Below are 19,075 nucleotides of genomic sequence, written 5' to 3'. Positions count from 1 at the left end.
GTAAATTAAAAAGGTCGCGTCATAACAACTTTTATGACGCGACCTGATTTTATTTGTTATTTAAATTGGCAACCGAATTGCGTTCAATGATTTCCGCATCGTAGACAATTGGTTCCACCTTTTTCCCCTCGATCATGGAGAGAATCATTCGTCCGGCGTCGACCCCCATCCGGTTCTTCGGGTGGACCGCCGTCGTCAAGCCCGGCGTGACGTACTTGCTCAGCAGGTAGTCATCGAAGCCCACGATGCTGACGTCGTCCGGAATCTTTAAGCCCAGCGACCGAACCACATTCATGATTTGAATGGCCAGCTGGTCGTTGTAGCAGACAATTGCCGTTGGCCGTTCCTCGGCCTCCAGGTGGCGGGCGGTCTTCTTAAAGATCTTCGCCATGTCGTCGGTCGACTGATACATGACCACGTCGCTTAGGTACGAGTATTCGGGATGCTGGGCGTAGGCATCCATAAAGCCCCGCATCCGCTCTACCCCCTGGAAGTCATCGATCTGGAAGATCCCCAGGATGTTCTTGTGCCCCTTGTTAAAGAGGAGGCTGGTGAGCTGATACTCGATGTGACGATCATTTAATTGGATATAGGGCAGTCCCAATTCGTCATAGTGGGCGTTGATAAAGAGCGCCGGGATGTTGGACTGGGTAATCTGCTGATAGAGGTCCTTGTTGGGATTTGGCAAGGCGCTCTGGGTCGGTTCCAAAATCAGCCCGTCGACGTTGCTCTCCAGCATTCGCTGCAGGCTCTGCCGCTCCTGATCGTGGTCATTGTGGGTGTTGCTCAACAGGACGGAGTAGCCCTGCCCCGAGATCGCCCGGTCAATCCCGCTGATAATGCTGGGGAAAATGTAGTCCGCCAGGTGGGTCGTTACGATCCCGATCATCTTATTGGTGACCTGGCGATGACGATTGGCCTGCCAATCATCGACGTACATTCCCCCACCCTGAATTTTGTAGATGTAGTGCTCGTTTTCCAGCTCCCCCATGGCCCGCCGGATTGTGTAGCGACTAACTCCATACTGCTTCATCAGTACCGATTCGGTCGGCAGCTTATCGCCTGATTTGTACTGCCCCGAAGTGATTGATTCAATCATGCTCTTACGCACATTTTCGTACTTCGTCATTGCACCATTGTTACTCCCGTCTAGATCTTCAATACATTATAACAAGTGATTAGTGGATAGAAAATAAGACATTGGTGAAACATGCTGCAACGTTCTGCGCGACCTGCGCTGTTCAAAGTTTTTTAAGGCAAAAACTGGACTAAGGGCGGCCCTTTAGCCGTGTTTGCCATGATCAGTTCCCAGTTACTTTCTATCGTTAAATGAGTGTTCAAAAATCAAAAAGGCCAGTGGGAAAACTCCACCGGCCTCGTTAAATATAGTCCCTATCTAGTTCTCATGCTTGGCATGATCCTTGCTGTGGGCGTTGTTTTGGCCATAGTAGGCGTTCTTACCGTGCTTCCGGTAGTAGTGCTTGTCTAACAGGTACTGAGGCAGGTGAATGTCCCTGCGCGTCAATTGCAGTGAGTGATAATCTTCCTCCGCAACGACTTCCAGAACCTTAGCATTGTAGACGGCCTTGTCCGGCGTCGGTCCCCAAGCAAATGGGCCGTGCTGCATTACCAGGGCTGCCGGGGTGGCCTCGTAGTCTAATCCCCGTTCCTTAAATGAGCGCACGATGACCTTCCCGGTGTTGCCCTCGTAGTCCTCTTCGATTTCTTCCTTCGTCAGAGCATCGGCGGCTGGAACGTCGGTGTAGAAGGTATCGGCGTGGGTCGTGTTCAAGGCCGGGATGTCCATCCGGGCAGCCGCAAAGGATACCGCCCATGGTGAGTGGGTGTGAACGATCCCACCAATCTTCGGGAAGTGGTTGTAAAGGTAGGTGTGGGTTGGGGTGTCGCTGGATGGGTTCATTTCCCCTTCGACAACTTCCCCCTTCAGGTTAACGACCACCATGTCGGATGGCTTCAATTGGTCGTAAGGTACCCCGGACGGCTTGATGACGAAGAGTCCCTTTTCCCGGTCAATCCCGGAAACGTTCCCCCAGGTAAAGGTTACCAGGCCGAGCTTTGGCAGCTGCATGTTTGCTTCATAGACTTCTTGCTTTAATTCTTCGAGCATTATTGTTCTCCTTTTACTTTAATTTCATGGACTCGCCCGCCGCCAGTTCAGCCGGCAGGGCTTCCTTGTAGTTGTCGATAAACTTTTCGTAGCCCTGGACGCTTTCTGGTTCTGGGTACAGAGTGGAGCTTTCGTTGTCCACAAAGACCAGCTGATCCAGGTAGTCGGCCAGGCTTAAGTTCTTGCTGTCCTGGGCGTAGAGGGCCAGAACGGCCATCCCCCATGGGCCACCCTCACCGGCGTTGCTCATGACCGTGATCGGCGTGTTCAGCGCATCGGCCAGGGCCTGCTGAGCAACCACCGGCGTCTTGAAGAGCCCACCCTGTGCAATCAGAACGTCCGTGCGAATGTGTTCCTCACGCAAGAGGATGTCCATCCCGATCTTCAGTGGGGCAAAGGCGGAGTAGAGCTGCACCTTAAAGATGTTAGCCAAAGTAAAGTGGCTGTTTGGCTTGCGGACCATCATTGGCCGTCCATTAGCCACCTTGGTGATGTTTTCACCGGACAGGTAGCTGAAGTTAACCAGGCCACCGGCATCCTGATCACCGCGCAGGGAGGAGTCAAAGAGCTTCTCGTAGAGTTGGTTTGGTGAGAGGTTTACCCCCAAGACTCGGGCAAATTGACCAAAGACGCTCGCCCAGGCGTTGATGTCGGAAGAACAGTTGTTGGTGTGAACCATGGCAACCGGGGCCCCATCCGGCGTGGTCACCATGTCGATGTCCCGGTGCACCTTGTTGAGCTTTTGGTCCAGAACCACCATCGAGAAGGCCGAGGTCCCGGCGGAGATGTTACCAGTCCGCTTGCGGACCGCGTTGGTGGCAACCATCCCGGTGCCGGCATCCCCTTCGGAAGGGGCAATTAAGGCACCGGCCTGCAGCTGACCACTTGGGTCCAGGAGCTTGGCACCGTCGGCAGTCAGGTGGCCAGCCGTCTCACCAGCCATCAGGGCCTTTGGCAGGATCTCCTTGATGTCCCAGCTGAATTGGGCGACTTCCGGAAGCTGGGCGAACTTCTTCAGCATTTCCGTATCGTAGTCCTTGGTGGCCTCGTCAATTGGGAACATCCCGGAGGCATCCCCAATCCCGGTGTTCTTGTTGCCGGACAGCTTCCAGGAAACGTAGCCGTCCAGGGTGGTGATAAAGGTGATGTCCTTGACGTGGTCCTCATGGTTCAGGATTGCCTGGTAGAGGTGGGCAATGCTCCACCGCTCCGGGATGTTGAAGCCAAAGAGCTTAGTCAGCTTCTCGGCCGCTTCCCCGGTGATGTTGTTCCGCCAGGTCCGGAACGGTACCAGCAGCTGGTCTTCACTGTTGAACGGCATGTAACCGTGCATCATGGCGCTGATTCCGATTGAACCAATCTTGGTCAGGCTGACGCCATACTGTTCGTTGACACTGGCCGCCAACTTGGCATAGCTGGTCTGAATTCCCTTCCAAACCTTCTCAAGCGGGTAGGTCCAGATGTTGTGATCCAGCTCGTTTTCCCACACAAAATCACCAGAAGCAATCGTTTGAAAATCGTCAGTCACCAGGACCGCCTTAATCCGGGTCGAACCAAGTTCAATACCTAGCGCGGTGTTGGCGCTTTCAATTTTATCCTTAATCTCATTCTTATCCACGGGATTTGCCTCCCCCTACAAATTTATTTTCAACAACCTCATTGTAGAATATTTGTCCGTACAAATCAACCTGAATTTATTTTAGCTATAAAAAACTTTCATCTGGAGGCCCTCACGGTAGTTGCCAAAGCCGTGGCCATAGATGGTACATCCACCATTATGGGTGGCCGTGGACTTAACCGCAAAACGGAGGACAAAGCGGTCGGGATCGTATTTGAGGTCCTTTAGCGACACCGTCGACCAGGGCTGACCGTCCAAGTAGGTGCCGTGGTCGGTGATCCGGAAGGTCTTCTGCAGGCCGTACTGGTTGACGTTGTTCGGTACCCAGGCAGGCGTGTACTTCCCCCGGACGTCCGAAAAGTCCCCGGGACTGGTCCAAAAGCCCAGCTCGGTGCCGTTGACCGAGATCGTAATGTCGGAGGGCCAGTTATTGTTAGAGAAGGGGAATTCGCTCCCCAGCTCAGCCACGATGTCGATCATCTGCAGCTGGTCACCCTCCTCAAGGTGGTTGGGCAGCTGGTATTCGAGGTAACCGTTGTTCCACCAGACCATGCCGGCATCCATTCGCCGCGGGTCCATGAAGTAGGACGGATTGTCGACCTTGCCAATGTAGCCGACGCGGCTGGCCATCCCGCACGACGGCTCCACCGAAAAGTTGGTGAACTGCCCCACCGGTACCTCGGTCTGGTAAACATTGAATAGCTCATAAATGGTCTCGGGAAAATGAACGTTGATCTGATCGACCTTTAAGCGGGCGATCTTCTTGTGGCCCCGGTGCTGAAAATGAATGATGTGCGCCTGCTCCAGTTTTGCCAGGTGCCTGGCGGTGATCGTGGCACTCAGGCCCATCCGTTCCGCCAGGTCGGCCACGCTCAGCTCCTCCTTGGACAGCAGCTGAATCAACCGCAACCGCACCGGACTGGCCAGGGCCTTATAGACCGGCAGATAATCCTTTGAAATCGTTGTTTCCATCTCATCCCTCCATTAGTTGTCCCTTAAAACCGTAACCTAAACATTGACCTTATCTAATTGGCCTTGTGATCAATTCCACAAGCCATTAGCCACGCTGAATACTATTATTACGGCGTTTGGCTTTGATCAGGGAATTATGACGACCATTTTCGTTTTGCTTTGAGCAACTAAAATGTTATTTGTTCAGTCGAATTTAACTTTTATGCGGCCGTTCTCTAAACATTTTAGTTGATCCAGCAAAAATTTGTCAAATAATTTCTGGAATTTGTATTGAAATCCCTTTCACCCCTTGTTAAATTTTACCGTGTAAAATTCATTAGCACTTTTTTAGGAGGAATTATTCATGGCAAAGATTGAATATACCGCGCCACTGATTATCCAACGTGCCGATCCTTATATTTATAAGCACACGGATGGCTACTACTACTTCACCGCCTCAGTGCCGGCCTACAACCGGATTGAAATTCGGCGGGCCCGGACGATCGAGGGACTAGCCCACGCCGCTCCCCGGACCATCTGGCGCAAGCACGACCAGGGACCAATGAGTCAGCTGATTTGGGCCCCCGAGCTGCACTTCATCGACGGCAAGTGGTTCATCTACTTCGCCGCTGCGGAAACGACCGCCTTCGACGAAAACGGGATGTTCCAGCACCGGATGTTCTGCATCGAATGCGACAAGGCCAACCCAATGCGTGACGAAGACGACTGGATCGAACGCGGCCAGGTCAAGACGCCAATGGACTCCTTCTCCCTAGACGCCACCTGCTTCGAGTTAAACGACAAGCTCTACTACGTTTGGGCCCAAAAGGATCCGGAAATCAAGGGGAACTCCAACCTCTACATCGCCGAAATGGCTAACCCGTGGACCTTGAAGACCGCCCCGGTAATGCTCAGCAAGCCGGAATACGACTGGGAAACCAAGGTCTTCTGGGTTAACGAAGGTCCAGCCGTTCTGCACCGCAACGGCAAGCTCTTCTTAACCTACTCCGCCAGCGCCACTGACGAAAACTACGCCATGGGGATGCTGACCTGCGACGACGGCGCCGACGTTCTAGACGCCGCCAACTGGTCCAAGTCCGCTACACCGGTCTTCCAAAGTGACATCGCCCACGACCAATTCGGTCCCGGCCACAACTCCTTCACAATCGCTGAAGACGGTGAAACCGATCTGATGGTTTACCACTGCCGGAACTACACCGACATCAAGGGCGATCCGCTCTACGATCCAAACCGTCACACGATCGTCAAGCCATTTACTTACCGTGAAGACGGCACGCCGGACTTTGGCAAGCCGGTGCCATACAACTATCAATAAAGACTATTTGAGAAAGGAAATTGAATCACTATGGAAAATGCAGAAAATGCGGCACCACAACAGCACCGCAGCAAGGATTTCTGGGGATTCCCAGTTACGCACTTTAGCTACTTCTTTACCTGGGCAATTGTCTTTGGTTATTTAACCCTCTGGCTGGAACAGCAGGCCCACTTCAACGGGGTCGAGGCCGGGATGGTCTTCTCCATGATGTCCGGGATCTCACTGATCTTCCAACCAATCTTCGGGGTCATCTCCGACCGGCTGGTAATGAAGAAAAACCTGGTCATCACGATCTCCGCAGCGATGATCTTAATCGGCCCTTACTTCCAATGGCTCTTTAAGCCGCTGCTCGGCGTCAACAGCATGTTTGCTGCCATCGTCACCGGGATTTACCTCAGTTTCGTGCTGAACGGTGGGGTTTCGGTCATTGAGCAGTACGTTCAGCGGGCCAGCCTGACCAACGGCTTCGAATACGGGCACTCTCGGATGGGTGGTTCCCTGGCCGGTGCCGTTGCTGCCCTGGTTGGTGGACGTCTCTTCCTCTGGAGCCCGAACGCCATTTTCTGGGCATGTACCGTTGCCGCCGTTATCCTGACCTGCTGCTTCATCTTCAGCGACAAGATTCACATGGATAACGTTGCTGCCGCCGGTGAAGATACCTCTAACAAGCTGGACATGAAGCAAATTGGCTCCATCTTCAAGCTCCGCAACTTCTGGATCCTGTCCCTCTTCTACATGGGGACTTCCGCCATTTACGACGTCTTCGATCAGCAGTTCATTATCTTCTTCAAGTCATTCTTCCACGCCGCCGCTCAAGGGACCATCGCCTACTCCTACATGACGAGTGCCCAGACGGCATTGGAATTCTTGCTGATGATCCCAATGCCATGGATCATTAACAAGATTGGTTCTCGAAACGGTCTGATCTGCTACGGGGTCATCCTGACGATCCGGATCATCGGTTCCGCCCTGGTCCCAAGCCTGACCCTGGTTATTATCCTGCGGCTGCTAGCCGGTCTAGAAATGCCACTGCTGCTGGTTTCCATCATGAAGTACATCGCCGGGGCCTTTGACCTACGTCTGTACGCCACTGTCTACGCCCTCTCGTCGAACTTTGCTAAACAGATATCGGTCTTCTTCTTCTCATCCTTTGCAGGTAAGCTTTACGACCAAATCGGTTTCCAACACACTTACCTGATCTTAGGGATCATCGTCGGGGTTGTGACCCTGATCTGTGCCTTCACCCTGACCAAGGAAGACCCTGTTCAGGCCGGTGAAGTAAAGGAAAGCACCAAGTAGTCTAGTCAACCAACTTTTACACCTCGATATACTAAAGGAGTCGTGTCCCAGCACGGCTCCTTTTTTAGGATCAAAAGAACCTGTTAGTCAGCGACTAGCAGGTTCTTTAATCAATCTTTATTTTAATTTAGCCAGCTCCTGCTGGATATCTTCTTCCATCAAGGTGCCATGCCGGGCGATGCTGAGGCTCTTGGCAACTTCCAGGGCTTCGCGGGCCTCCTCGTTGTCACCCTTGGCAATGTAGGCCTTCCCTAAGCACAGGTAGAGTTCATCCAGGAGGAAGAGTGAGTCGTGCTTGCGGCAGAGCTCAATTCCCCGGTTAGCCATCTCAATGGCGCTGTCCGGATCATCCAGCTTCAGGTAGAGGTTGGCAATCTGGTCGTTAATTGAGGCCCACTGGTGAAGGCTCCCAATCAGCTTCTTATTGTCAATCAACTTTACCGAGCGATTGGTCAGCCGAATGGCCCGTTCACGATCATGCCGCTTCAGGTAGGCCATCGCCATCCCGGCGGTCGTCATCGCCAGGTAGACGTTGGCACTGGTGGTCGCAAACTGGGTCAGGACCAGTTCGAAGTTGAAGATCGCGTCATCGATTTGGTCGTTCTCAGCCTGAACCATCCCCAACAGGTAGTAGTAACGCTGCTTATCGAAATCGCTCTCCAGGGTCTTGACCTTGATCGTGTCCAGCAGCTTTTCGGCCTGGGCAAACTTGTGGGCGGTCATGAGTTCATCGACCTGGTTAAAGGTATCGTTGACCCCGCTGACCTCGTTCTCCACAATCCGGTCAGTTGGAATGTTTAACCGTTCGCAAATTGCTGTTAAGATATCCATCTTCGGCAAGCGGTTTTGCTTTTCCATCAAACTAATCGTCGCTTGAGTACAGATTCCTTCGGCGAGTGCCGTCTGCGATAAGCCCCTTTTGCGGCGAATTTGCTTTAATACGTTTCCACGGAGTTTCATTGGTTATCATCCTCAATTATAATTATCTCTCTTAAGTCCACTTAAAACTAAGTACCATGACTTCAGCCATTATTATAACACTAATTATAAGATGACCGTTAGCCATGCGCCTTCGCTCTCGATTTGGACTACTGCCTATTGCCGGATTTATTGTTTGATTACAACAAAAATAGACAGGGACACTAATAATATTAGCATCACCGTCTACTTTAGACAATATTCCTTAAAAAATTTTTAATTAAACTTCTTCTTGCCGACGTGCTCGGTCCCCAGTTCCTTAAAGTCGTAGGTAATCTGGCTGTTGCGCTTGAATTCCTCCAGGCCCAGTTGGATCAGGCGGTCAACGAGGTCGGAGTAGCTGATGCCGGAAACTTCCCACATCTGCGGGTAAAGGCTGATGTTGGTGAAGCCAGGCAGGGTGTTGGGTTCACTCAGGTATGGCACGTTGTTCTCATCAACCAGGAAGTCAATCCGACACAGGCCCTTCATGTCCAGGGCCTTGTAAGCCCGCAGCGCCATGTCGGTAATCTCATCGGTCAGGTACTGTGGCAGCTTAACTGGCAGCTCGAAGACCACCCCACTGGCGTCGACGAACTTGTTCTCGTAGTCGTAGAATGGGTCCCCTTCTGGAACGCGAATGGCCCCCAGCTTGGAAGCGATCGGGTGCTCGTTGCCCAGGATGGAAATCTCCACTTCCTGTGGGTTGGCAACCCCCTGCTCGGCCAGAACCTTAAAGTCGTACTTGAAGGCGTCGTCAAGTGCGGCCTCGTACTCGTCGGCGTTGGTTACCTTGTGAATACCAACCGATGATCCCTGCTTGGCCGGCTTGATGAAGACCAGGTCGCCGAGTTGTTCTTCGATTGCGTCCCAGGAGTAGTCCGCACGGTTTTCCGGCGTCAGCAGGACGTATGGCGTGTTGCGAATCCCGGCTTCGTTCAAGATCTTCTTGGTCAGGTCCTTGTCAAATGACATGGCACTGGCCGCGATGTTGGAGCCCACGTACGGCTTGTTCAACAGCTTGAACAGGCCCTGGATCGTTCCGTCTTCCCCGAGGTTCCCGTGAATGACCGGGTAGAAGAAGTCGATGTGCTCCAGCTCGTTTAAGGCCATGATTGGTGCCAGCGGCCGGTCAAGATCCATCTTGGCGTAGGCATCAGCGACCACCTGATCCTCAGGCTCACCATCGAAGATCCGCTGCGAAGCTTCGTTGTTCAGCAGGATTCCGTCCTTGGTAAACATGAACAGGCTGATATCATACTTGTCCTTATCGAGTGCGTCGTAAATATTGTGTGCTGAGCGCTTAGAAACATCGTGTTCGGAAGAATTGCCACCAAAGAGCAGGGCAACTTGTAACTTCTGTGCCATTTAGCATACCACCTTATCTTAAATTTTACTTATACCGTATCTCTCAGAATCTTAAGTATAACATGAGAGCGCTTGCTTGACCACAAAAAAAACGGAGAAAAGTAAACTTTTCTCCGTTTGATTAATAGTGTTTTCCACTAAGCACTAATTGCTTACTTGACTTCCACGATCCAGTTTTCGTTTTCGTCAGTGGAACTTAAGCCGGCAGGATCATCAACGATCTTGTCGTTAACCGTTACGATGGTCCCGTCAACTGGGCTATCCAGGTCGGTTACGGCCTTTTCCGCTTCCACGGAAATGAACTTGTCGCCGCTCTTTAAGCTAGCGCCCTTTGCTGGTACATCGATGAAGCTGATCTTACCGAGGTCGTCACGACCCTGGTCATTCAGTCCCACCCGGGTGTTACCGTTGTCGAGCTTCTTGGTCCAGAAATAGTTGTTCTTTGCAGCCATAATATAAATACCCCACTATCTAAATTCTTGTTTATTGCTAAACATGTAGGAATGATGATGATAACGCATCGACATTATCATCCCAATCCCGATCAGGTTACCAATTAAGGACGACCCCCCAGCGCTGATGAACGGAAGCGGGATCCCGGTCAGCGGCAGCAGACCGATGTTCATCCCAATGTTTTCAAAAACGTGGAAGAGGATCATCATAATGACCCCGGTCGAAATATAGGCGTAAAACTCATTCTTCGTATCAAATGTAACACGAATCATTAAATAAATTAAGAGTAAATAGATTAAAATTAGCAAAACGCCACCGATAAAGCCGAAATTTTCCCCGATTACGGAGAAAATCATATCCGACTCCCGCACCGGGACGTAAACCTTTGAGTTGTTAAAGCCGGTCCCGGTGATCCCGCCGGAACCAACCGCCTTGATGCTTTGCCACAGCTGGTAACCCTGGTTGGTCGTATCCTGTTCGGGATGCAGCCAGGTGTCGACCCGGTCAAACTGGTAGGCTTGGAACCCGATGTGCTCCAGGATTCGCCGTCCAGTTGAGGACGTCACCATCGCCAGGGCCGACCCACCGACAACCACCAGGGCGGTCGCTGCCGGGGCCAGGATCCGCCAGGTGACCCCCGAAACCAGGATCATCCCACAGAAGATGGCAAAGAAAACCAGGGCAGTCCCAAAGTCGTTTTGGAAGTGCAGGGAAATCAAGATCGGCAATAGCCACAGCAGCATGGTGCCAATTAGGTGCCAGTCGGAGCGAACCGTGTGGACCGGATAGCGGTTGTTGTGCGTGGTGATCACCCGACCCATCATCAAGATGTAGGCCGGCTTCATGATTTCTGACGGCTGGAAGGTAAAGGGCCCGATGGCAAACCAACTCTTGGCCCCGGTGCTGGCGTAGTACGCCCGGCTATAGAAGACCAGGATGGCAAACATCAGGAAAATACTCAGCCAGTAGATGATCGGTGCAATCTTCCAGAGCTGCTCCGAATCAAATTGCATGATGATAATAATCATCACGGTCCCAATCGCGTACCAGGCCAGCTGGGTGATGACCTGCCGGGCCACACTGGTTGCCTGCTGGTCGTGAACCGCCGCGACGTAGATCGATGCCAGACCAATCAGCGCCAACAGGAGCACACAGAAAATAATTCCCCAGTCAATTCGACTTTCTTCATCACTTTGCGAACGTTGCATTACCTAACTCCTTCTTCGTTAAAGAGAACGGTATTTCCATCGTCTTCCACCCTAGTGCTGGTGGAGGTGATACTGCTGGAGAACCATTTCCAGGCCTTCCTCTTGGGAATGAACGTAGAATTCACTCTCATCGGTCGTCAGCAGGGCCTTGAAGCGGTCGTTGTCGGTAACCACTTCACCGATCAACCGCTGGCCAATGAAAATCTGTTGAACCGGCTGGTGGTGCCGTTCAATGTCTTTAACGCTTACTTCAATTTTCTTATCTTTTCTAGCCACAATTTCACCTTTAATTTTAGTATTTGCGTCGGAACGTAAAATGATCGGGAACGGGGTCATAACCGCCACGGGCAAAGGGCTGGCAACGCAAGAGGCGCCACAATCCCAACAGGACCCCCTTTAAGCCAAAGCGGTGCAGGGCATCAAGCATGTATTGCGAGCAGGTCGGCTCGTAGCGGCAAACCCGGTACGGCCGCCGGACAGAAATCGTCCTTTGATACCAGCGGACAAGCTTGCACAAGGCCCGAACCATCACTTTACTTCTTCTTTCCTTCCGTCTTTTGCATCCGTTCCAGCATCTCACCGGCACCCTTGGCAACGTTATCCAAAGGACTCTGGGAAACCATTACCGGAACCTTGAGCCGATCACTGAAGAGCTTGTCAATGTTCTTCAGTAATGCCGTCCCACCGGTCAGAACAATGCCCCGATCGATAATGTCGCTGGCCAGCTCCGGTGGAATCGTCTCCAGCACGTTGACGGTGGCCGTCAGAATTTGATCGAGGGTGTCGTGGATGGCCTCTTCGATTTCATTTTCGTTAACCGTGACCTGCTTTGGCATCCCGGTGGCCACGTCCCGGCCCCGGACATCCATTTCTTCCGGCTTGTCAACCTTCAGTGCCGTCCCCAGCTTCATCTTGATGTTTTCAGCGGTGTGTTCACCGATGACCAGACCGTGCTTGTCCTTGATGTAGGCGGCAATGTCACTGTTCAGCTTATCACCGGCAAGACGAACTGAGCTACTGGAGACAATGTCACCCAGGGAGAGGATCGCAATGTCGCTGGTCCCACCACCCATATCGATCACCATGCTGCCGCGCGGCTTGAAGATGTCCAGGCCGGCACCGATGGCCGCTACCTTAGGCTCGTATTCCAGGTAGACCTTGCCACCACCGGACTGCTCAGCGGCCTGGATGATGGCCTTGCGTTCGATCTCGGTGATGTTGGTTGGCGCACAAATCATGATGTTTGGCTTGGACATGAAGCCCTTGACGCTCAGCTTGCCGATGAAGTACGACAGCATTTCCTCGGTGACGTCGAAGTCGGAGATTACCCCGTTCTTCAGCGGCCGAATTGCCCGGATGTTGCTTGGGGTCCGCCCAACCATCCGGTAAGCTTCGGAGCCCACCGCCAGAACCTTATTGGTTTGCGTATCAATTGCCACTACCGATGGTTCGTTTAACACAATGCCCTTACCTTGGACATAGATCAGCACGTTGGCTGTTCCTAAATCAATACCAATATCTTGTGCCATTCGTTTCTTCTCCTCTTTAATGAAAGATTATTTTTCTTAATATCGTTCGTATTATACCATACAATGACCGTCAACTGCGGACCGGTCCTAGTTTGTCTCGCCGGTCCGGTGATCTGGTGACAGCTTGATCTTGTCGGCAATGTCAATCCGGTCAATCGAAGCCCCCAGCGCGTGCAGCTTTTCCTGAAAATGATCATAACCACGATCAATCTCACTAACGTTGCGCACCTGGGTGATCCCGTCCGCCGCTAACCCCGCCAGAACCAGTGCCGCCCCGGCTCGCAGATCGGAGGCCGTTACCTCGGCCCCGCTAAACTTGGTGGGGCCAGAGAGCACGGCAACCGGGCCGCTGATCTGGAACTTGGCGTTCATCCGCCGCAGCTCCTCCAAATGCATGAAGCGTTTCTCGAAGATCTGCTCGTCCAGGGTGCTGGTCCCGTTGGCCAGAAGCTGGAGAACCGACATCTGCGGCTGGAGATCGGTCGGGAAGCCCGGATACGGCATCGTCTTGACCGTCGTCGGCAGCAGGACCGCGGTGCCGACGACTCGGATGCCGTCGTCCTGCTCGATCACCGTGACCCCCATCTCTTCTAGCTTGGCGATCAGGGAGGCGTTGTGAGCCGCAATCGCGTCCTCGACAATCACGTCCCCATTGGTGACCGCCGCGGCAATCATGAAGGTTCCGGCCTCGATCCGGTCCGGCATCAGCTCATAGTCACAGCCGTGGAGGAAGTTGACCCCCTGGATGCGAATGACCTCGGTCCCCGCACCGTGGACTCGGGCCCCCATCTTGTTGAGCAGGTTAGCCAGCTCAACAATTTCCGGCTCACGGGCCGCGTTTTCGATCGTGGTGATCCCCTGGGCCAGAGTGGCCGCCATCATTAGGTCTTCGGTGGCACCAACACTAGGAAAGTCCAGGTAGATCAGCTTCCCCACCAGGCGCTCAGCCTGCGCCTCAATGTAGCCGTCCTGCTGGCGCACTGTCGCCCCCAACTGAACCAGGCCCTTGATGTGGAGATCAATTGGCCGCGAGCCGATCGCACAGCCGCCGGGCAAGGCGACCTTGGCGTGACCGGTCCGGGCCAAGAGTGGCCCCATCACCAAAAGTGAGGCCCGCATCTCATCGACGTACTCAAAGGGTGCCTCGCTGGCCACCTTTTGTCGGGCGTCCAGTAGCAGCTCGTGTTTCTCCTCGTCAAAGGCCACCGTCAGGTTTAAAAACTGGAGCAGCTGATTCATTGTTTTTATGTCTAATAGTGATGGTACGTTTGTCAGGTGAACGTTGCCCACCGAGGCCAGAATGCTGGCTGCCTGCATCGGCAGTGCCGCATTCTTGGAGCCCGCGACGTGGACGCGTCCAGCTAAGCGTTGACCACCCTTGATAACCATCTTATCCATCAAATACTCCCTCGCTTGCTAGCGAACCAGGTACTGAAGGTTCCCGATCGCGTTGAAGATGTTCAAGAAAAAACTTGCGCATAAGTAGCCCAGCGCCGTTGCACACAGGACAATTGCCAGTGGCAAGGTGCGGGGTGGGTGCTTAAAGAAGCGCTCTAAATGAAGGCCCTGAATGGCGCTAAAGGCCAGCCAAACAAAGAGCAGCTGAACAATGATTTCAATCAGGGCGTGAATTCCCGTTAATTGCACACTGGTACCTCCCTACTAACAAAACAGTTTGTATTTTATCATAACACGCTTTCCCGGTCGCTAGTAGTGGCAAAGCTTTAACTTAAGTTTAAAGAACAGAAAAAGGGGCCTGACAATTATGCCATAACCCCTTTTTAAGGAACCTGATTCCTATTGTTGGTTGAGCTTGGAAGTGTTCAAACGGTTAATTGCCCGCTTGAGATGTACTTCAGCCCGTGCCAAGGCGTCCTGATTATGTTCGCGCTTGGCCTTTTCAATTGCCGATTCTGAACGCCGCTTGGCAGCCTCGGCCCGCTGGATATCAATCTCTTCCGGCATTTCCGCACTATCAGCAGCGATCAGCGCGTTTTCGCCATCGAATTGAATGATCCCACCGTTGACGGCGGCCACCTCGTCGGTCCCGCTGTCGTGCTTGATCTGCACGGTGCTGATTTCCAGTGCCGCAATCAGCGGAACGTGGTGCGCCATGAGACCCATCTGACCACCAGACGTGTTCATGACCAGCATCGTTGCGTCGTCCTTATCGTAAACAGTACCGTCAGGGGTAATAATCGTGACCTTAAACTTACTGTCAGCCATAATTTATCCCCTCCTAATCGTTACTGTCTTCGTCAGAATCCGCCTGTAATGTCTTTGCCTTTTCCACAACGTCTTCAATTGGTCCAACCAGACGGAATGCTTCTTCCGGTAAGTCATCGTACTTACCTTCCAGAATTTCCTTGAAGCCCTTGATGGTATCCTTCAGCGGAACGTACTTCCCTGGAGTCCCAGTAAACTGTGAAGCAACACTGAAGCTCTGTGACAGGAAGTTCTGAATCCGCCGTGCACGAGCAACAATCGTCTTTTCTTCGTCGGACAGTTCATCCATCCCTAAGATTGAAATGATGTCTTGCAGTTCGTGGTACCGCTGCAGAACGTGCTGAACCTGCATTGCGACTTCGTAGTGTTCCTTCCCAACGATTTCCGGCGTCAGGGCCGTTGACGTTGAAGCCAGTGGGTCCACGGCTGGGTAAATCCCGATCTGGGTCAGACGACGTTCCAGGTTGGTCGTCGCATCCAGGTGGGCGAAGGTCGTGGCTGGCGCAGGGTCGGTGTAGTCATCGGCAGGGACATAAACGGCCTGAATCGAAGTGATAGAACCCTTCTTGGTCGAAGTAATCCGTTCCTGCAGCTGACCCATTTCAGTAGCCAGGGTTGGCTGGTAACCAACGGCAGAAGGAATCCGCCCCAGCAGGGCAGAAACTTCTGAACCGGCCTGGGTAAACCGGAAAATGTTATCGATGAAGAGCAGCACATCCTGGCCCTTAACGTCACGGAAGTATTCCGCGATCGTCAGACCAGTCAGGGCAACCCGCATCCGGGCACCAGGAGGTTCGTTCATCTGACCATAAACCATGGCCGTCTTTTCCAGAACCCCAGAAGCCTTCATTTCGTAGTACATATCGTTACCTTCACGGGTCCGCTCACCGACCCCTGTGAAGACAGAAATACCATTGTGCCCTTGGGCAATGTTGTGAATTAATTCCTGAATCAAAACGGTCTTACCAACACCGGCACCACCGAAGAGACCAATCTTACCACCACGGACGTATGGAGCCAAGAGGTCAATAACCTTGATCCCAGTTTCCAGAATTTCCGTGTTGTTGTTTAATTCGTCATACTTTGGTGCGTCACGGTGAATAGGCATCCGCTTAGCATCCGGCCCAAACTTTGGTCCGTTATCAACGGGTTCACCCAAGACGTTGAATACTCGTCCAAGAGTATCGTCACCAACTGGCACACTAATTGAGGCACCAGTGTTTTCAACTTCCATCCCACGCTGAAGACCATCGGTACCGTCCATGGCAATCGTCCGGACAACCCCGTCACCCAGTTCCAGGGCAACCTCGGTCGTCAGGGTCTTGTCATCACTTTCCTTGATCTTCAAGGCGTCGTTAATTTCAGGAAGCTTGTCGTCTAAGGGGAACTCAACATCGACAACTGGTCCAATGACTTGGACAACTTTACCAGTACTCATGTTGTTTCCTCCTACGTTTGAAATTATTCTTGTGCAGTCATCCCACCGGTAATTTCAGTAATTTCGGTGGTGATGGCCGCCTGCCGTGCTCGGTTATACTGCAATTCCAATGTTGAGATAATGTCATCAGCATTGTCGGTGGCAGAACGCATGGCGTTAGCACTTGAGGAGTGTTCGGATGTCTTGGCATCCAGGATTGCTCCGTAAAGCAAGCTCTCAGCGTACTGCTCAACCAGTGCAGAAACAATGGCCGTATCTGACGGTTCAAATTCGTATTCAGCCGAAACGTGCGCGGTTGTAACGTCACTATTGGTTTGACCAGGTTGGTTAGCTGCTTCCAGCTGGGCCAACTCGTCTTCATCCAACAGTGAGTTTTCGGTAATTGGCAACACATCGTGAATAATCACGTGTGAAGAGATCCGGTTTACATAGTGACTGTAAGCCATGTACAACTCGTCGAAGACTGCATCGTTGTACATCTGCACAGCCGTCCGGACAATTGGCAGAACCTCCCGGAAGGTCGGAACGTCACTGACACCAGAGTACTGGTAGGCGATGTTCATTCCCCGCTTTTGGAAGAATTCCGTCCCCGTCTTCCCGATTGTCAGGAAAACGGTGTTGTCTTTAGTCAGGTTGTGCTTCTTCATCATCGCCATCGTGGCCTTGAGGATGTTACTGTTGTAACTGCCCACCAGGCCCCGGTCGGAGGTGATCACAAGCACACCAGTCTTTTTTACCGGACGTTTTTTAAATAGTGCAGCGTAAACATCATCTTGCGAAGCCGCAGATGTTGCGCTATGAGATTTAACCAGATCAGACAACATTTGCTTAACCTTCTCAGCATAAACTTCGTAGGTCTGAGTATGGTGTTGAATTTGGTTCAGCTTAGCAGTTGAAACCATCTGCATTGCCGCCGTGATTTGCCGGGTACTCTTCGTAGAATCAATTTTGTGTTTAACTGCAGCAAGTGAAGCTGGCACTAAATCTCACCGTCCTTTCGACTAACTAATCTAACTAATTTTCTGATGATGCAGCCTGCTTACTGTCGCTGGTTTGGAAGGACTTACTGAAGTCTTCTACTGCAGCGTGCAGGTCGTCACCTTCCGGCAGCTTACCGGTCTTAGCGATTTCGTCGTAAAGGTCTTGGTGGTTAGCGTGCATGTAAGCCGCCAGTTCACTTTCGTAACGTTGAACGTCATCCAACGGAATCTTATCAATGAAGCCCTGTTGCAGTGCGTACAGCGTTACAACCTGCTGAGCGGCTGGTTGTGGCTGGTGCAGGCCCTGCTTTAAGACTTCCATCGTCCGTTGACCACGCGCCAACTTGGCCTGGGTGGCAGCATCCAGGTCGGAACCGAACTGGGCAAAGGATGCCAATTCGTTGTAGGATGCGATATCCAGACGCAGCGTACCGGCAACCTTCTTCATGGCCTTAATCTGGGCGTCACCACCGACCCGGGAAACAGAGGTCCCGGCATCAATGGCTGGCCGCTGACCAGCGTAGAATTCATCGGAGTCCAGGAAGATCTGGCCATCGGTGATGGAAATAACGTTGGTTGGAATGTAGGCAGAAACGTCACCAGCCTGGGTCTGAATGATTGGCAGGGCGGTCATTGAACCACCACCAAGGTCATCGGACAGCCGGGCAGCACGTTCCAGAAGCCGTGAGTGGGTGTAGAAGATATCACCAGGGTAAGCTTCACGACCAGGAGGACGACGCAGAATCAGTGAAAGTTCACGGTAAGCGTCGGCCTGCTTGGACAGGTCATCATAAATGATCAGGACATCGCGGCCGTTGAACATGAACTCTTCACCCATGGCTGCACCGGCATATGGCGCGATGTACAGCATTGGTGCTGGGTTTGATGCACTAGCGGAAACGACGATCGTGTAGTCCATGGCCCCATACTTGCGCAGGGTTTCCACGTTGGCCCGAACGGTTGATTCCTTCTGACCAATGGCAACGTAAATACAGATAACATCCTTATCCTTTTGGTTAATGATGGTATCCAGGGCGATGGCCGTCTTACCGGTCTTCCGGTCCCCAATGATCAATTCACGCTGACCACGACCAATTGGAACTAAGGCATCAATCACCTTAATACCAGTCTGCAGTGGCACACTAACACTCTTCCGCTCCATAACACCTGGAGCCTTGTGTTCGATTGGACGCGTCTTGTCGGTCTTAACTTCGCCTAAGCCGTCAATTGGCCGACCTAATGGATCAACAACCCGGCCGAGTAATGCATCGCCAACGGGTACTTCCATGATTCGACCCGTCCGCTTAACGGTGTCACCTTCACGGATCCCGGTAAAGTCCCCTAAAATAACGATACCAACATCGTTACTTTCGAGGTTCTGGGCCATTCCGTAAACACCGTTACTAAATTCGAGCAACTCACCAGCCATGGCGTTTTCCAGGCCATCGGCACGAGCAACCCCATCACCAACGTACGTAACCGTACCAGTTTCTTCAACGGACACCTGGTCGTTGTAGTTGGCAAGCTGCTTCTTGATGAGTGAACTGATTTCCTCAGTTTTAATGCTCATAAAGGTCTCACCTC

Annotated in this window: 19 protein-coding genes; 2 read left to right on the top strand and 17 right to left on the bottom strand. The window is 52.4% G+C overall.

Annotation, left to right across the window (positions count from 1 at the left end):
• Positions 1 to 49: 49 nt before the first annotated feature.
• The 4 genes from LKE23_RS10515 to LKE23_RS10500 all read right to left on the bottom strand — a co-directional run bounded on the left by LKE23_RS10515 (position 50) and on the right by LKE23_RS10500 (position 4,718).
• Positions 50 to 1,129, bottom strand: a complete 1,080-nt coding sequence (locus LKE23_RS10515; protein ID WP_291977292.1) for a GntR family transcriptional regulator — start codon at positions 1,127 to 1,129, stop codon at positions 50 to 52.
• Between the two features lie 267 nt (positions 1,130 to 1,396).
• Positions 1,397 to 2,128, bottom strand: coding sequence for an L-ribulose-5-phosphate 4-epimerase (locus LKE23_RS10510; RefSeq protein WP_291977291.1), 732 nt, complete (start codon positions 2,126 to 2,128; stop codon positions 1,397 to 1,399).
• A 13-nt stretch (positions 2,129 to 2,141) separates the two neighbouring features.
• A complete protein-coding gene (locus LKE23_RS10505; protein WP_291977290.1) occupies positions 2,142 to 3,746 on the bottom strand; it encodes a xylulokinase in 1,605 nt (534 codons plus the stop codon).
• 81 nt (positions 3,747 to 3,827) lie between these two features.
• Positions 3,828 to 4,718 (bottom strand): ArsR/SmtB family transcription factor, encoded by an 891-nt coding sequence (locus LKE23_RS10500; RefSeq protein ID WP_291977289.1) that lies wholly within the window; start codon positions 4,716 to 4,718, stop codon positions 3,828 to 3,830.
• 343 nt (positions 4,719 to 5,061) lie between these two features.
• Between LKE23_RS10500 and LKE23_RS10495 the strand changes: the two genes are divergently transcribed.
• Complete coding sequence (locus LKE23_RS10495; RefSeq protein WP_291977287.1) at positions 5,062 to 6,033, top strand: glycoside hydrolase family 43 protein; 972 nt, start codon at positions 5,062 to 5,064, stop codon at positions 6,031 to 6,033.
• Positions 6,034 to 6,063: 30 nt separating this feature from the next.
• On the top strand, positions 6,064 to 7,332 hold the full coding sequence (locus LKE23_RS10490) for an oligosaccharide MFS transporter (RefSeq protein ID WP_291977285.1): 1,269 nt from the start codon (positions 6,064 to 6,066) through the stop codon (positions 7,330 to 7,332).
• A 117-nt stretch (positions 7,333 to 7,449) separates the two neighbouring features.
• On the opposite strand, the gene LKE23_RS10485 is transcribed toward LKE23_RS10490, so the two are convergent.
• The 13 genes from LKE23_RS10485 to atpA form a co-directional block, all read right to left on the bottom strand.
• Positions 7,450 to 8,292 carry a helix-turn-helix domain-containing protein gene (locus LKE23_RS10485; RefSeq protein WP_291977283.1) on the bottom strand — a complete coding sequence of 281 codons (843 nt, stop codon included), beginning with the start codon at positions 8,290 to 8,292 and terminating at the stop codon, positions 7,450 to 7,452.
• 234 nt (positions 8,293 to 8,526) lie between these two features.
• Positions 8,527 to 9,657, bottom strand: coding sequence for a D-alanine--D-alanine ligase family protein (locus LKE23_RS10480; protein WP_291977282.1), 1,131 nt, complete (start codon positions 9,655 to 9,657; stop codon positions 8,527 to 8,529).
• 152 nt (positions 9,658 to 9,809) lie between these two features.
• Positions 9,810 to 10,109 (bottom strand): glycine cleavage system protein H, encoded by a 300-nt coding sequence (locus LKE23_RS10475; protein WP_291977280.1) that lies wholly within the window; start codon positions 10,107 to 10,109, stop codon positions 9,810 to 9,812.
• Positions 10,110 to 10,124: 15 nt separating this feature from the next.
• Positions 10,125 to 11,318: an FtsW/RodA/SpoVE family cell cycle protein gene (locus tag LKE23_RS10470; RefSeq protein WP_291977279.1), complete on the bottom strand. Its 1,194-nt coding sequence runs from the start codon at positions 11,316 to 11,318 to the stop codon at positions 10,125 to 10,127.
• 51 nt (positions 11,319 to 11,369) lie between these two features.
• Entirely contained in the window at positions 11,370 to 11,594 is a 225-nt protein-coding gene (locus tag LKE23_RS10465) for a DUF2969 domain-containing protein (RefSeq protein WP_291977278.1), read from the bottom strand.
• 16 nt (positions 11,595 to 11,610) lie between these two features.
• Positions 11,611 to 11,847 (bottom strand): membrane protein insertion efficiency factor YidD, encoded by a 237-nt coding sequence (gene yidD, locus LKE23_RS10460; RefSeq protein WP_291977277.1) that lies wholly within the window; start codon positions 11,845 to 11,847, stop codon positions 11,611 to 11,613.
• Positions 11,848 to 11,851: 4 nt separating this feature from the next.
• A complete protein-coding gene (locus tag LKE23_RS10455) occupies positions 11,852 to 12,847 on the bottom strand; it encodes a rod shape-determining protein (RefSeq protein WP_291977276.1) in 996 nt (331 codons plus the stop codon).
• Positions 12,848 to 12,934: 87 nt separating this feature from the next.
• On the bottom strand, positions 12,935 to 14,245 hold the full coding sequence (murA, locus tag LKE23_RS10450; protein WP_291977275.1) for a UDP-N-acetylglucosamine 1-carboxyvinyltransferase: 1,311 nt from the start codon (positions 14,243 to 14,245) through the stop codon (positions 12,935 to 12,937).
• A gap of 18 nt (positions 14,246 to 14,263) precedes the next feature.
• On the bottom strand, positions 14,264 to 14,494 hold the full coding sequence (locus tag LKE23_RS10445; RefSeq protein ID WP_291977274.1) for a DUF1146 family protein: 231 nt from the start codon (positions 14,492 to 14,494) through the stop codon (positions 14,264 to 14,266).
• A gap of 150 nt (positions 14,495 to 14,644) precedes the next feature.
• Positions 14,645 to 15,073: a F0F1 ATP synthase subunit epsilon gene (locus LKE23_RS10440; RefSeq protein WP_291977273.1), complete on the bottom strand. Its 429-nt coding sequence runs from the start codon at positions 15,071 to 15,073 to the stop codon at positions 14,645 to 14,647.
• Between the two features lie 13 nt (positions 15,074 to 15,086).
• The gene (gene atpD, locus LKE23_RS10435) at positions 15,087 to 16,511 is read right to left on the bottom strand and encodes a F0F1 ATP synthase subunit beta (protein ID WP_267200969.1); all 1,425 of its coding nucleotides are present in this window, start codon (positions 16,509 to 16,511) and stop codon (positions 15,087 to 15,089) included.
• A 23-nt stretch (positions 16,512 to 16,534) separates the two neighbouring features.
• The gene (locus LKE23_RS10430) at positions 16,535 to 17,491 is read right to left on the bottom strand and encodes a F0F1 ATP synthase subunit gamma (RefSeq protein WP_291977271.1); all 957 of its coding nucleotides are present in this window, start codon (positions 17,489 to 17,491) and stop codon (positions 16,535 to 16,537) included.
• Between the two features lie 34 nt (positions 17,492 to 17,525).
• Entirely contained in the window at positions 17,526 to 19,061 is a 1,536-nt protein-coding gene (gene atpA, locus LKE23_RS10425) for a F0F1 ATP synthase subunit alpha (RefSeq protein WP_267200971.1), read from the bottom strand.
• Positions 19,062 to 19,075 lie beyond the last annotated feature (14 nt).

The organism is Limosilactobacillus sp., from assembly GCF_022482365.1.
Classification (GTDB): Bacteria; Bacillota; Bacilli; order Lactobacillales; family Lactobacillaceae; genus Limosilactobacillus.
The sequence above is the reverse complement of the archived record's forward strand: the minus strand, read 5'-3'. Positions and strand labels throughout refer to the sequence as shown.

What these genes read in the sequence shown, in the direction of transcription:
- LKE23_RS10455 (WP_291977276.1), bottom strand. Translation starts at nt 12,847, where the DNA reads ATGGCACAAGATATTGGTATTGATTTAGGAACAGCCAACGTGCTGATC.
- yidD (WP_291977277.1), bottom strand. Translation starts at nt 11,847, where the DNA reads ATGGTTCGGGCCTTGTGCAAGCTTGTCCGCTGGTATCAAAGGACGATT.
- LKE23_RS10515 (WP_291977292.1), bottom strand. Translation starts at nt 1,129, where the DNA reads ATGACGAAGTACGAAAATGTGCGTAAGAGCATGATTGAATCAATCACT.
- LKE23_RS10490 (WP_291977285.1), top strand. Translation starts at nt 6,064, where the DNA reads ATGGAAAATGCAGAAAATGCGGCACCACAACAGCACCGCAGCAAGGAT.
- LKE23_RS10475 (WP_291977280.1), bottom strand. Translation starts at nt 10,109, where the DNA reads ATGGCTGCAAAGAACAACTATTTCTGGACCAAGAAGCTCGACAACGGT.
- atpA (WP_267200971.1), bottom strand. Translation starts at nt 19,061, where the DNA reads ATGAGCATTAAAACTGAGGAAATCAGTTCACTCATCAAGAAGCAGCTT.
- LKE23_RS10500 (WP_291977289.1), bottom strand. Translation starts at nt 4,718, where the DNA reads ATGGAAACAACGATTTCAAAGGATTATCTGCCGGTCTATAAGGCCCTG.
- LKE23_RS10510 (WP_291977291.1), bottom strand. Translation starts at nt 2,128, where the DNA reads ATGCTCGAAGAATTAAAGCAAGAAGTCTATGAAGCAAACATGCAGCTG.
- atpD (WP_267200969.1), bottom strand. Translation starts at nt 16,511, where the DNA reads ATGAGTACTGGTAAAGTTGTCCAAGTCATTGGACCAGTTGTCGATGTT.
- LKE23_RS10485 (WP_291977283.1), bottom strand. Translation starts at nt 8,292, where the DNA reads ATGAAACTCCGTGGAAACGTATTAAAGCAAATTCGCCGCAAAAGGGGC.
- LKE23_RS10440 (WP_291977273.1), bottom strand. Translation starts at nt 15,073, where the DNA reads ATGGCTGACAGTAAGTTTAAGGTCACGATTATTACCCCTGACGGTACT.
- LKE23_RS10495 (WP_291977287.1), top strand. Translation starts at nt 5,062, where the DNA reads ATGGCAAAGATTGAATATACCGCGCCACTGATTATCCAACGTGCCGAT.
- LKE23_RS10480 (WP_291977282.1), bottom strand. Translation starts at nt 9,657, where the DNA reads ATGGCACAGAAGTTACAAGTTGCCCTGCTCTTTGGTGGCAATTCTTCC.
- LKE23_RS10470 (WP_291977279.1), bottom strand. Translation starts at nt 11,318, where the DNA reads ATGCAACGTTCGCAAAGTGATGAAGAAAGTCGAATTGACTGGGGAATT.
- murA (WP_291977275.1), bottom strand. Translation starts at nt 14,245, where the DNA reads ATGGATAAGATGGTTATCAAGGGTGGTCAACGCTTAGCTGGACGCGTC.